This is a genomic window from Sphingomonas trueperi (assembly GCF_040545965.1).
GTDB classification, from domain to species: domain Bacteria; phylum Pseudomonadota; class Alphaproteobacteria; order Sphingomonadales; family Sphingomonadaceae; genus Sphingomonas; species Sphingomonas trueperi_C.
The window spans coordinates 505,243-517,361 of record NZ_JBEPMV010000001.1 but is presented as its reverse complement, the minus strand read 5'-3'; the positions used below and the strand labels follow the sequence as shown (position 1 = coordinate 517,361).

11 protein-coding genes and 1 pseudogene are annotated in these 12,119 nt (G+C 67.4%); 5 read left to right on the top strand and 7 right to left on the bottom strand.

From position 1 onward, the window contains the following. The first annotated feature begins 92 nt into the window (after window positions 1–92). The 4 genes and pseudogenes from ABIC35_RS02475 to ABIC35_RS02460 all read left to right on the top strand — a co-directional run bounded on the left by ABIC35_RS02475 (window position 93) and on the right by ABIC35_RS02460 (window position 3,237). Window positions 93–1,016 (top strand): annotated as a pseudogene (locus ABIC35_RS02475) (LysR family transcriptional regulator). 202 nt (window positions 1,017–1,218) lie between these two features. Then, the gene (locus ABIC35_RS02470; protein ID WP_121078834.1) at window positions 1,219–2,136 is read left to right on the top strand and encodes an alpha/beta fold hydrolase; all 918 of its coding nucleotides are present in this window, start codon (window positions 1,219–1,221) and stop codon (window positions 2,134–2,136) included. Further along, the gene (locus ABIC35_RS02465) at window positions 2,133–2,588 is read left to right on the top strand and encodes a cupin domain-containing protein (protein ID WP_121078833.1); all 456 of its coding nucleotides are present in this window, start codon (window positions 2,133–2,135) and stop codon (window positions 2,586–2,588) included. Before ABIC35_RS02470 ends, ABIC35_RS02465 begins: the two co-directional genes overlap by 4 nt. 37 nt (window positions 2,589–2,625) lie before the next feature. After that, window positions 2,626–3,237, top strand: a complete 612-nt coding sequence (locus ABIC35_RS02460) for a hydrolase (protein WP_121078832.1) — start codon at window positions 2,626–2,628, stop codon at window positions 3,235–3,237. 9 nt (window positions 3,238–3,246) lie between these two features. Here the strand turns inward: ABIC35_RS02460 and ABIC35_RS02455 are convergent, their stop codons facing one another. From ABIC35_RS02455 to ABIC35_RS02445, 3 genes are read right to left on the bottom strand one after another with little or no spacing between them, the layout of a single operon-like run. Further along, on the bottom strand, window positions 3,247–3,888 hold the full coding sequence (locus ABIC35_RS02455; RefSeq protein WP_354278209.1) for a response regulator: 642 nt from the start codon (window positions 3,886–3,888) through the stop codon (window positions 3,247–3,249). Next, complete coding sequence (locus ABIC35_RS02450; protein ID WP_121078831.1) at window positions 3,885–5,801, bottom strand: sensor histidine kinase; 1,917 nt, start codon at window positions 5,799–5,801, stop codon at window positions 3,885–3,887. Before ABIC35_RS02450 ends, ABIC35_RS02455 begins: the two co-directional genes overlap by 4 nt. After that, on the bottom strand, window positions 5,735–6,931 hold the full coding sequence (locus ABIC35_RS02445) for a hypothetical protein (protein WP_147425932.1): 1,197 nt from the start codon (window positions 6,929–6,931) through the stop codon (window positions 5,735–5,737). The genes ABIC35_RS02450 and ABIC35_RS02445 overlap by 67 nt, the downstream gene beginning before the upstream one ends. A gap of 334 nt (window positions 6,932–7,265) precedes the next feature. Here ABIC35_RS02445 and ABIC35_RS02440 point away from each other — a divergent pair, with 334 nt between their 5' ends. Next, a complete protein-coding gene (locus tag ABIC35_RS02440; RefSeq protein WP_147425930.1) occupies window positions 7,266–7,481 on the top strand; it encodes a hypothetical protein in 216 nt (71 codons plus the stop codon). 42 nt (window positions 7,482–7,523) lie between these two features. Here the strand turns inward: ABIC35_RS02440 and ABIC35_RS02435 are convergent, their stop codons facing one another. The 4 genes from ABIC35_RS02435 to ABIC35_RS02420 form a co-directional block, all read right to left on the bottom strand. Continuing rightward, complete coding sequence (locus ABIC35_RS02435; RefSeq protein WP_147425928.1) at window positions 7,524–7,766, bottom strand: hypothetical protein; 243 nt, start codon at window positions 7,764–7,766, stop codon at window positions 7,524–7,526. Between the two features lie 10 nt (window positions 7,767–7,776). After that, the gene (locus ABIC35_RS02430; protein ID WP_147425926.1) at window positions 7,777–9,324 is read right to left on the bottom strand and encodes a hypothetical protein; all 1,548 of its coding nucleotides are present in this window, start codon (window positions 9,322–9,324) and stop codon (window positions 7,777–7,779) included. Window positions 9,325–9,475: 151 nt separating this feature from the next. After that, on the bottom strand, window positions 9,476–10,420 hold the full coding sequence (locus ABIC35_RS02425) for a formylglycine-generating enzyme family protein (protein WP_121078826.1): 945 nt from the start codon (window positions 10,418–10,420) through the stop codon (window positions 9,476–9,478). Then, on the bottom strand, window positions 10,417–12,072 hold the full coding sequence (locus ABIC35_RS02420; protein ID WP_121078825.1) for an arylsulfatase: 1,656 nt from the start codon (window positions 12,070–12,072) through the stop codon (window positions 10,417–10,419). The genes ABIC35_RS02425 and ABIC35_RS02420 overlap by 4 nt, the downstream gene beginning before the upstream one ends. Window positions 12,073–12,119 lie beyond the last annotated feature (47 nt).

Sequence of the window (12,119 nt, the reverse complement as noted above, 5' to 3'; positions counted from 1 at the left end):
GCGGCGATCGTCGGCGACAGCCACCCAGATAGTCTTCTGAGAAACTTGATCGATGGGGAGGATGTGTTGCATTCATTCAGCAAAGCTGAAGGATGGCTTCGATGGATCGGTTGCGTGCCCTGGAAGTGTTCGTCGCCGTCGTTGCCCGGGGCGGCTTTGCCCGAGCTGCCGACGCGCTGGATACCTCCCCCGCCAATGTGACGCGCTACGTCGCCGAGCTCGAGACGCATCTCGGCACGCGGCTGCTCCACCGCACGTCGCGGCGTGTATCGCTGACCGAGGCGGGGGAGGCCTATTACGAGCGCGCGCGAACCATCCTGGACGAGGTCGCCGAAGCCGAAGCGGCGGCGACGTCGAACGCCAGCGGGGCGCGCGGACGGCTGCGGATCAATGCGCCGCTGGTGTTCGGGGCTCGCCATCTCGCCCCACTCTGGCCGCGCTTCATGGCGCTGCATCCCGAGGTGGAACTCGACATCGCGCTCACCGATCGCATCGTCGATCTGGTCGAGGAGGGCTATGACCTCGGCATCCGCATCTCGCGCGGCGGATCGCAGCACTATGTGTCGCGCAAGCTGGCGACGTCGCGCAACATCGTCTGCGCCTCGCCCGCCTATATTGCCCGGTATGGCGCGCCCGACGTGCCGGCCGATCTCGCCGGACATCGCTGCGTGGTCTACGGCTACGCGCCCGAGCCGGAGACCTGGACCTTCCTCGGCGCCGATGGCGGGGAAGCGCGAGTGCGCGTCGGCATCCGCTTGCGCACCAACAGCGGCGACACCGCGCGCGCCGTCGCGCTTGCGGGCGAGGCGATCACCTAGCAGCCGGATTTCCTGATCGGCGGCGATGTTCGTGCCGGCACGCTGGTGCCGTTGCTGCCAGGCTGGCGGCTGCCCGATATCGACATCCTCGCGCTCTATCCCAGCCGGCGACATCTTTCGGCCAAGGTGCGCCTGATGGTCGATTTCCTGGCCGCCGCGTTTCAAGGGGCGCTCCCTTGGGAAGCGCCGACAGGCTGAGGCGTGCCGCGAACAACACCGATCGCGATGCGTACCTCGCAGGGTTTCGGCCTCTGTCGCACTGGAGATCGATAGGCGAAGCTTCGGCCACCCGCGAATACCCGATCGGGTAGTTTTCAGCGCTCGCCTTGGCATTGAGCCCGGCGACGCACGAGCGCAGCCTGGCACTCGAAATCACCCGATGTGGAGGCACGTCGTTCCGATGTTGAGATCCCTTTTGCTCGCTGCTGCGTGCAGCATCGCCGCGCCAGCACTGGCGCAGGTCCCGGCCTATCCGAGCAGCTTCAAGACGCAGGAGGTCGCCACCAACGGGACGACGCTCCACGTCCGCATCGGCGGGCATGGGCCTGCCGTGCTGCTGCTCCACGGCTATGGTGAGAGCGGTGACATGTGGGCGCCGCTCGCCGCCGCGCTGGTGGCGGACCACACCGTGATCGTGCCGGACCTGCGCGGCATGGGCCTTTCCGCGCATCCTGCCGGCGGCTTCGACAAGATGAACCAGGGCCGCGACATGCGGGGCGTGCTGGCCACGCTGAAGGTGCAGACGTTCGACATCGTCGCGCACGACATCGGCAACATGGTCGGCTTCGCGCTCGCCACGCAGGTGCCGGATCGGGTCGGCCGCGTCGTACTGATCGACGCGCCGGTGCCGGGCGTCGGCTCCTGGGATGAGATCCTGAAGAACCCGCTGCTTTGGCACTTCCGCTTCGGCGGCCCGGACATGGAGCGGCTCGTTGCAGGGCGCGAGCGGATCTATCTCGATCGCTTCTGGAACGAGTTCTCGGCCAACCCCGGCAGGTTCGACGAGGCCTCGCGCCAGCATTATGCGGCGCTCTACGCCCGCCCGGGCGGCATGCATTCGGGCTTCGCGCAGTTCGCGGCGTTCGATCAGGACGCCGCCGACAATCGGGCATGGCTCGCTGCCGGTAACAAGCTGAAGATGCCGGTGCTGGCGCTGGGCGGCGCCAAGTCGTTCGGCCTGACGATGGCGGTGGTGATGCGGGCCGCCGCCACCAATGTGACCGAGGGCGTAGTTCCCGATTCCGGTCACTGGATCATGGAGGAAAATCCCGCTGGCACGGTCGCGCTGGTCAAGCCGTTCCTGGAGGCCGGTCGATGAGCCGGTTGCTCGTCGCCCTCGCGCTGCTCGCCGCTGGCAGTGTCCCTATGGCACACGCTCAGCAGACCCGCCTGACCCCCGCCGAAATCGAAGCGCTGCCCAAGGCAGGGGCGGGGCCGGGGACCTCGGGGCTCGCGGGCATCCGCACCACGGTGCTGGCCGGCGATCCGACCAAGGAAGGGTCGTACACGATCGAGCTTCGCGTGCCGGCGCACACCAGCATCCAGGCGCATACCCACCGCGACGCGCGCACCGCGATCGTTGTCAGCGGCACCTGGTACTTCGGCTACGGCACCAAGGCCGATCCCGTTCTGGTCAAGCGCCTGCCGCCCGGCAGCTTCTACAGCGAACCGGCCGCCGATCCGCATTTCGCGCTGACCCGCGATGAACCGGCGGTGGTCTACATCACCGGCTGGGGGCCGACCGACACCGAATATGTCGCCAAGCCCTGACGGGCCGCTCCCACTTCCTCGAAACGAAGGAATCGCCATGACGTCGCCCGAGCACATTCGCGACCCGCGAGCGGACGAACTGCTCACGCCGAAGAACGCGGCGTTGCTGATATTCGATTTCCAGCCTGTCCAGGTCGCTTCGATCGTTTCGATGGAGCGCCGGGAACTGATCGCCAATGTCGTCGCGGTGGCGCGGTCGGCGACTTTGTACGGCGTGCCGGTGGTGCTCTCCACTGTCAACGTTGCGACGGGCCGCAATGCCCCGACCATCCGGCAGCTGCAGGAGGTGCTACCCGGCGTCACGCCCATCGACCGAACCTCTATCAATGCGTGGGAGGACGAGGACTTCGTCGCCGCGGTAAAGGCGAGTGGGCGACGCAAGCTGATCATGGTGGCGCTGTGGACCGAGGTGTGTCTCGCGTTTCCCGCGCTGGACGCGTTGCGTGAGGGGTTCGACGTCTATCCGGTGGTCGACGCGGTTGGCGGCACGTCGCGGGTCGCGCACGAGGCCGGCTTGGCCCGCATTCAGCAAGCGGGCGGCCGGCCGATCACCTGGATCCAGCTGGTCTGCGAATTCCAGCGCGACTGGAACCGCTGGGAGACGGTGGAGGGCTTCAGCGACATCGTCTTCGCGTCGATCCACCCTTGAGGCGGAAGCTCAGCGTTCGATATAGCCCCGCCGCACCGCCACCATGGCAGCATGGGTGCGATCGTGGACGTCGAGCTTCTCGAAGATCATCTTGACGCCGGCCTTGATCGTATCGACCGAGAGCTGGAGCGAGCGGGCGATTTCCTTGTTGGATTGGCCTTCGCCGATCAGTTGCAGGATCGCGATTTCCCGCTCGATCAGCGGTTCATCGAGCGCGTGCTCGGCAAGCGCATGGGCGATGTCGGGGGAGACAACACGACGCCCGGCATGGACCGCGCGGATCGCGTCGGCCAATTCGGTCCGCACGCAGTTCTTGAGCAGATAGCCGGAGGCGCCCGCCCGCATCGCGCGCACGGCGGCGGCGTCGCCGGCATAGGTGGTGAGAACGAGAATGCGTGCCTTGGGCGACAGCGCGCGGATCGCCTGGATCGCCTCGACTCCGCTCATGCCATCCATTCGCACGTCCATCAGAGTCACGTCGGGCTCCAGCTCGGCGAATCTTGCGACGGCTTCGGCACCATTGCTTGCTTCACCGACCGGCTCCATGTCGCTGCAGCCCAGTAGCAAGCCGTGGATGCCGTCGCGGAGCATCGGGTGATCGTCGACGACCAGTACGCGGATCGGTCTGGTCATGATTGCAGCAGCCGTCATCGCACCCTCCTGATGTGCGCCCACCAACTGAATCGTTCCGGGAGATACACGACCCGTCCCGGGACGGTCAGCACCAGTTCGGTACCATGATCCGCAAGCGGTCGAAGAGCAAGCGTTGCCCGCAGCTTACGGGCACGTTCGCGCATGCCGCGCAATCCGAAATGGCCAACTGTCCCGATCTCTGCAACCACCGGATCGATGCCGATGCCGTCGTCCACGATGCGCAGTCGCAGGTGCCGTCCGTAGCGAATGTCGATTTCGATGCTGGACGCGTCCGCATGCCGACGGATATTGGCGAGCGTCTCGCCGGCAATGCTGGCGATTTCGTCTAGCGCAAGCGGCTCGATAGCGCGTCGCCGGCCGTGTTCCGCAATGGCGATCTCCACGCCCGGCTCGAACAGTTGCTGCGCCGCGGCTTCGCGCAACAGCGGCGCCAGTGCATCATGCTGCCGCGATCGCAGATCCTGGACACGGTCGCGCCCTTCGGCGATCACCTGATCGGCGACGTCAAGCGCCTGCAGCAACGATCCCCGGGCCGGTTGCTGGTCGGGCAGTTCGTTGACGACGCGCTGGAACCGCAGGGTCACCGCCTGGATCCCCTGCAACAGCGTATCGTGGAGCTCGCGTGCGATGCGCTCGCGCTCCTCGAACCGCTCGGTCATCCGCAACCGGATACGTGCGGCGACTACTCGCAGGCGCAGGGCATAGGTTCCCCAGAGCAGCCCGAGCAGCGCGACCGCACACAGGAGCTTGAAGGGTGTGCTCTGCCAGAAGGTGGGGCGGATCTCGAAGTTCAGCGTTGCACCGGTTCGATTCCACACGCCGTCGGCGTTGGCGGCAATGACCTGGAACCGGTATGTGCCGGGACCGAGATTGGCGTAGCTGGCGAGGCGTCGCGCCCCAGCGTCCACCCAGTCGGTATCGATGCCTTCCAGGCGATAGCGGAAGCGCATGCGCTGGGGCACGATGAAGCTCAGGCCCGCATAGCCGATGTCCACCGCGCGAGTGCCGGCAGGCAGGGTCAGCTTCACGGGATCGCGCCAACTGGCTGTTCCGCTGCGCAGCACCCGAATCGCAACCGGGGGCGGCAGCGGATTGGGCGTGAGCGCGGCCGGATCGAAATAGGCCGCCCCCTCGCGATTGAGGAACCAGATCCGCCCGTCGCCGCCTTCGACAATCTGGGTGCCCTTGAAGCCCGCATGTTGCGCCGCGCTAATCAGACCGTCCTGCGTGTCGAAATATCGGTACGGCAACGGCGCATGGGGATCGGCGAAGGCGCGATCGAGATCGGCAGTTGCCACTTGGTAGATTCCGGAGCGTGCCACCAGCCAGGTCTCGCCTCTCCTGGTCTGCATCAGGCCGCGCAGCCATATCAGCCAAGGGAAGCGCTTGTCGTTCAATCGGGTGATGGTGGTCCCGCGGAGCCGGACAAGTCCCTGCGAGTCGCTGAGGAATACGTCGTCCCCGCTGGTCGTCACCATCGTCGCGGCTCCGTACTTGCCGCGGAGAGTGAACTGATTGCCGCGAAGAATTCCCAAGCGGGGCAGGCCGTTGAAGGCGATATCGCCCGATCGCGTCGCTTCCACTTCCCATGCATGCTGCTGCCGGAGCGGCCCGGGTGCATCGTGCCAACCGGCAGGGTCGTGCCAGCGCAGTGGGGCGGCCATGTCACTCAGCCACAAGCGACCGGATCGATCTTCGGCGCAGTTGGTCGGTGCGCCGATGCTCGCGTGACGCTGCTGAAAAACCACGCGGCTTTCGTCCACGCGCAGCGTCCGGGTTGCTTGAACGACCCACACGCCGTCGGCACGCGCAGGGCAGAGCGCGAAAAGTGCCTTGTCGAGCGTCAGCACCTTTTCGGGACTGCTGCCGGGAGCGATGCGGAACAGCGCGCCGCGGGAGGCAATGTACACGTTCCCGTCTGCGGCCCGAGCAATGGCGAGGCCCTCGACGGGGTCTGCGGGAATCGCGGACTCCTGTATTGCGCGGGTCGGGCGGAATTGATCCAGCCCGGCTTCGGTGGCGATCCAGACGCTCCCCTCGCGATCGACATCGGATGGTAGGTGAAGTTCGAGCGCAAACCGTCGGCCGCGGTGAAGGCGTAGGGAAGGGGCGCGCGGCCAGCGGCCGCCAATGCGGCATGGGGAACATAGGAGATGCCGTTGCGCCCGCTCGTTCGCCACAGGCCACCATCGCGATCGAAGACGAAGCCGGCGCTGCGGATGTTGGCGGAAACAGGAAAGGTGACAGGATTCAACGCTCTTTTGCCAACCGCATCGATCAGCATGCGAGTGCCCGCGCGATCCGAAACCCACAGGGCCCCGCTGGCATCGCGCGCGAGACGAGGTAAGGGGCTGATACGGTCGGGCAACAACTGGAAGCGGCTGGCACCGTTGGGCAGATAGGCGATGGCGCCATCCTGGCCGTCCTCATGCGTCAGGGCAGCCCAGACAGAGCCGTCCGGCATTGCGACAAGACCAGTCACCGCGCCGGGTGGCAGGGGAATCGAGGACCAGAGGCCGTGACGAAGGCGTCGCAACGGGGCACCACGCCGCCGGAAGGTGAACCACATGGTTCCGTCCGGGCCCTCCGCCATTGTCCCCATCGGGCCGGGTGGGCGCGGCATGCCGGCATCCACGAGCCGTCCGCCGCGATACACCGCCAAGGCAGGCTTGTCGTTCAGGCCAACCCACAGCTCGCCGCGTCGAGAGACCAGCAGGCTGGTCGGATCGAGCCTTTCCCAGGGCGTGCCGTCAGGCCAGTCGATCCGCTCGAACGTCGCGCCGTCGAACCGGTACAGGCCGTCGCCCGTCATCCAAATATACCCGTCGGGGGCCTGTGCTGTCTGGAACACGCCCTCTGGCGCACCCTGTTCCACGCCCCAGCCAATGTGCTTGAACCGAGCAAAACCAGGCGGTGCGATCTGTGCGCGCGCGGATCCGATCGGCAGCGCGACCGCCGCGGTGACGGCTATCGTGCGGACAAGCGTGGAGCACAGTTTGGTAGAGTGCAGGCAAAAGCGCGATACCCGCCGGCGTGCCATGTGTTGCTCCCCCAAGCCCACCGATGCTGCCCTCGCTGCAAATCATGCGGCGTGATCAGGGCGTATCAGGTGCGGCCTACAGTTGCCAGCGTCGCTACAGGATTGATTTGTCTAAGGGCGAAGCAACCGAGCAGGGGGGAGCGTGCCGCGCGTCACGCCGGAAAAGGCTCGCACATGCGGCTGCCACAGCACGCTGTCGAAGGGCAATGATGTACGAGCGATGGACCGGCAGGTCCAAGCCGATGAAGCTTGGCGGCACGCTCATGTCGCCTGACCTCGGCTATGCGCTGTGCTGCCACTATGCGCCCTCCAGTCCTTCGCCGAAAACGCGCTGATGGCAGCGGGGCGCAAGATGCTGCGCGCCCAACTTCAGGGGCGGCGGCTCGGCAGCGGCCAGTACATCCGTGCCGCCACCTGGCTCGAGATCGTCCATCATCAGCTCGGCGGCGAAGCGGATCCGCGCCAGTGCATCCTCCACGCCTATGATGATATGCCCGACGTCGGCCGGCCGGCGTTCGTCCAGCGTTTCACCGGAACCCCGGGGGGATAGCCGCCCCGGCTGGTCCCTTGCAGCATGCCTCGGGCGCGGGGATCAGCCTTGTGTGCTGCCGCGGTCATAGGCGGCCTTGTCCACCTCGCGGCCGCTCAGGATCGCATCGTTGAAGATGCGATGGTCGTGCGGCACCTCGACTTCGAAATCCTGCCCAGCGAACTTCATGTGGACGGTCCGGCGGCGATGGTCCCAGTGGAAGAACGCTTCCTCGAACGGCTCGAACAGGTAGCGGTCGCGTTCCTGGAAGAAGTCGCCCTTCTCCATAATCCTAACTCCGGTCATCCGTCGTTCCTCAGCGGAAATGGGCATAATAAGCGCGGCTCTCGGCAGCAATGGCCTTTGCCTGCGGCGAATCCGGGGGTAGCGCCCGCCACTGTTCGTACAGTGTATGGCCGCGACCGCCGGGCACGCCGACCTCGCGGGCGATCGCCTGGTAGCTGGCGTCTCCCAGGATCGCGCGAGCGTTGCCGGCGCTTTCCTTGGCGAAGATCATCTTCGCGGTGTTCACCTGGATCTCGGCGGTGAGACCGCTCTTGGTGACGATGGTTGCGTTGATGCCGCTGTAGCCGAGCGGATCGCTGGCCGCGGCGACGGTCTTCACCTTGGCGCCGGCGGCCTCCAGCCGTGCCACGACCCGTCCGATGTCCTTGGCATCGACGATGATCGTGTTGCGTACCAGATCCTTGATGCGGCTGGCGTCCCCCGCATAGTCCGCCATGATCTTCTCGAGCGCGCGACCCTCGCTCTTCACCGGCGCCATGGCGACCCGGCCGCCGAACGCGCCTGCGATCCTGTCCGCCAGCGCATCGACCTCGGCCTTGGCGGCGGGGGCGCGCTCGAGCATCGTCTGCAGCGTGCTGCTCGCGATCGCGCGCCGCGCCGTCGCTGCCTCCACGCCGCTCAGGCCACCGTTCTTCTGCAAGCCCGCAATGTCGCGCAGCGTAAGCTTGCCCTCGTTTGCGATGGCCTCGAGGCCACCGGGCGTTTTGCGGGCAGCAGCAACCAGCTCGGGCAGGCGCCCGGCAGCACGCGCCTCCACTACGAGCTCGGCGGTCTTGCCGGCCTGCCGGGCGGCGGTGAACAGCGTGTCGAGCTTGCCGGCCCTGGCCGCTTCGGCGAAGGTCTTGCCGACCGTGCCGGCGCGTGCCGCCAGAGACAGCGTTTCACCGGCTTTCGCGACCGTCGCAAACTTGCTCACGGGCACGACCATGGCGGCAACCTCGAAGGTCGCGCGGCCGGTGATCTTGCCCCACCATTCGGCCTCCGCCGCGGACCCCTTGGCCGCCGCGGCGGCATGATCGGCCTTGAGACCTTTCCAATGCGCCGCGATCCAGCCTTTCACGTCGTTGCCGAGCTTCGCCGGATCCTGCGCGACGTCGCGCAGATAGCCGGTGATCGCGCCGCCGATCGCCGCGCCCTGATCGGTCACCCGGCTCGCATCGGGCACCCAGGACGGAACCTCGCCCAGCACGCCCACGCGCTGCGCCCCATCGACCAGCCATCCGGCGGGGCCGGCATTATAGGCGGCCTTCGCGAGGCCCCAGGCACCCTCCACGAGAGACTTGCCGCCTTCATAGACGCCCTGGCGCATGCCCGCCTGGAACGATGCGACCGCGTGCGGATCGTCGAGAACGCGTTGGAGGCTCTGCCCCCAATCCGTATCAGTACCGGCACCCGATTGGCGCAGCCCCGCGGCCAACAGCGGGCGGGCGGCATGCAGGATCAGTCCGTCGGGGGAGGCCCAGCTCAGCACCTCGGCGGCCCAATCGGGCGGGCTCGGCGGCGACAGCCCTATTCCGGCCGTAGCGCCTGCAGCGAGAGACGCGCCTATCGATGTCATCGCGGAACTCCTTTGATCGCGCGAGGATCATGCGGCGTTCCGGGTGGCCCCGCCATCAGCGATTCGATTAGACGGCAAGGGCTTGTCCCTCGGCCGACGCCGAAGGCGCAGCGCTGGCGGGGCCGGTGATCGGCGCCGCCGAGCGCGTGGGTCACCGGCTGACGGTGCGAAAGCCGAGATGCGATGCGGCGAGCGTCTCTTCCTGGGCGTGGCGGGCGGCGGGGCGATAGCGGGCGCAATAGTTGCTGGCGCAGAGATAGGATCCGCCCTTGATCACCCGCGCGCGGGCATCGGGCTGGCGGGGATCGAAGCTCGGGTTGCCGGGCGATCCGTCACCGACCGCGAAGGGGGCGTGGCTGGGCAAGTACCAGCTCTCGGTCCATTCCCAGACATTGCCGATCAGGTCATAGGCACCCGCGCCGTTGGGCTTAAAGCAGCCGGCGGGCGCGCGACCCGTGTAGCCGTCGCGTTTCGTGTTGGTGTTCGGGAAGCTGCCCTGCCAGAAATTGGCGCGATCGGGGTTGGGCTCGGCATCCGGGTCCGGGATGCCGACCCGCGCGGCCGCCTCGAACTGCTCCTCGCTCGGCAGCGCGCGGCCCATCCAGCGGGCATAGGCTTGGGCATCCGCAAAGGTGACCGCGACAACCGGCTCCTCCTCGTGTCCCGCGAGGCTGCTGCCCGGACCCTCGGGATGGCGCCAGGTCGCGCCGGGGACGAAGCGCCACCAGCGGCGCGGATCGGGTTCGTCGATCGGCGTTTTGGGCGGCACGAACACGAAGGCGCCGCCGCCGGGCTTCTCCGCCTCGGTGCGATAGCCGGTGGCGATCACGAAGGCGGCGAACTGGCGGTTGGTCACCTCGTGCGCGTCGATGTCGAAGGCAGGCACCTCGGTTTCGGTGGGCGGGCCTTCCTCGGGATAATAGCGGCTGCTGCCCATCATGAAGCGGCTGGCGGGGATGCGCACCGGCCGGTCGAGATGGCTGCCCTCGCACACCCGCGACGGGCCGGCGGGAGTGGGTGCCGCTGCCGGGCGGGCCGCCCAGAGCAGCGGCAGCGCGACCAGCGGCGGGAGCGCGAGGAGTGCGAGCGGCTTCACGGGAAGGTCGCCGGGGTGGACTGCATCACCACGCCCGCGCCCTTGGCATACGCGTCCCAGGCGGCGACCAGCGTCTTCAGCCGGCCGGGCTGGTCGGCGGCGCGGTCGCGGGTCTCGCCGGGATCCTCGGCGAGATTGTAGAGCTTCCAGCCGTCGCCGAGATCGACGATTTTCCAGTCGCCCTGGCGGATCGCGCGACGGCCGAACAATTCGGTGCCGACGATTTCCTCGGGGCCGTGCACCGCCTTGGCGGTCCCGCGCAGATAGGGGAGCCAGCTCGCGCCGCGCACCGGCTGCACGGTCCGCCCGCCATAGCTGCTGCCCTGCCAGCTGCCGCCCGCGGCCTCGACCAGCGTCGGCACCACGTCCATCACCGTACCATAGGCATGGCTGATCGCGCCCTGCCGTTTCCAGCCGGGATAGGAAAGGAAGGCCGCGACGCGCGTGCCGCCCTCGCTGGTGAAGCCCTTGTAGAGGAAGGACGGCGTGGTCGCCGCCTGCGCCCAGCCGGGGCCATAGGCAGTGTAGGAACTCGCTGCGCCCAGATTGTCGAGCCGGTTGTCTGCCGCCTTGAGCCGCGCCGCCATGGTCGGCAGCTTGGTGGTCGCGAGATCGATCCCTTCTGCGCCATTGTCGGCGAGGAACAGGATGATGGTGTTGTCATATTGCCCGGTCGCCTTGAGGTGGGCGATGACCTTGCCGACATTCTGGTCGAGCCGGTCGACCATCGCCGCATAAACTTCCATCAGCCGTGCCTGCTCGTGCTTCTCGGTGGGCGAGAGGTGCGCCCAGTCGCCCCCGTCGGGCAGCACGAAGGGGTGCGGCTTTACGCCCGTAGGCACCAGACCCAGCGCCTGCTGGCGCTTGAGTCGCTCTGCCTGCAGGACCTCGAACCCGGCATCGTAGCGGCCGCGATACTTGGCGATGTCCTCCGCCGGCGCCTGGAGCGGCCAGTGCGGCGCGGTGAAGGTGAGATAGGCGAAGAAGGGCTTGGCCGGATCGGCATGTCCCAGGAACCCGATCAGCTTCGCGGCATAGGCATCGGACGAGTAGAAGTCCGTGGGCAGGCTGGGCAGGGTGACGCCGTTCTCGCGATAGGTCGCCTGGCCGGGCAGGGGCGTTGCCGTCGCGTCGATGCCGAAGTGGTTCGCGCCGCCTTGAAGCAGGGTGAAGGCCTGGTCGAAGCCGTGCTTGGTCGGATCGTCCTGCGGACGCGTGCCGAGATGCCATTTGCCCGACATCGCCGTCGAATAGCCGAGGTCGCGCAGCCGCTCGGCAAGCGTCACCACATCATCGGGCAGATAGCCCTGATAGCCGGGCTTGCCGATCTGGTTGGGTGCGATCAGCTCGGCCATGTTGCCGAGGCCGGCGAGGTGGTTGTCGGTGCCCGACAGCAGCATCGACCGCGTCGGCGAGCAGGTCGGCGCGGCGTGGAAGCCGGTGAGCCGCAGCCCATGTTCGGCAAGCGCATCGAGATTGGGGGTGTGGATCTCGCCGCCGAACGCGCCGAGGTCGGAATAGCCGAGATCGTCGGCAACGATGATCAGGATGTTGGGGCGCTTGGGCGGCGCAGCGGGGCGGGGCTGGTCCTTCGCAACGACGGCGGGCGATGGGAGCAGCAGCAGGAGCAGGGCGGCGAGGCGAAGGCGCATCGTCTGGCATCTCCGAAAAAGTGCCGCGCCCCCCGATTGGGAGCGCG

Bases quoted from the DNA above. Each gene is read 5' to 3' on its own strand.
- ABIC35_RS02430 (WP_147425926.1), bottom strand. From the start codon at position 9,324: ATGACATCGATAGGCGCGTCTCTCGCTGCAGGCGCTACGGCCGGAATA.
- ABIC35_RS02445 (WP_147425932.1), bottom strand. From the start codon at position 6,931: ATGGCACGCCGGCGGGTATCGCGCTTTTGCCTGCACTCTACCAAACTG.
- ABIC35_RS02435 (WP_147425928.1), bottom strand. From the start codon at position 7,766: ATGACCGGAGTTAGGATTATGGAGAAGGGCGACTTCTTCCAGGAACGC.
- ABIC35_RS02440 (WP_147425930.1), top strand. From the start codon at position 7,266: ATGGCAGCGGGGCGCAAGATGCTGCGCGCCCAACTTCAGGGGCGGCGG.
- ABIC35_RS02455 (WP_354278209.1), bottom strand. From the start codon at position 3,888: ATGACGGCTGCTGCAATCATGACCAGACCGATCCGCGTACTGGTCGTC.
- ABIC35_RS02470 (WP_121078834.1), top strand. From the start codon at position 1,219: ATGTTGAGATCCCTTTTGCTCGCTGCTGCGTGCAGCATCGCCGCGCCA.
- ABIC35_RS02420 (WP_121078825.1), bottom strand. From the start codon at position 12,072: ATGCGCCTTCGCCTCGCCGCCCTGCTCCTGCTGCTGCTCCCATCGCCC.
- ABIC35_RS02460 (WP_121078832.1), top strand. From the start codon at position 2,626: ATGACGTCGCCCGAGCACATTCGCGACCCGCGAGCGGACGAACTGCTC.
- ABIC35_RS02465 (WP_121078833.1), top strand. From the start codon at position 2,133: ATGAGCCGGTTGCTCGTCGCCCTCGCGCTGCTCGCCGCTGGCAGTGTC.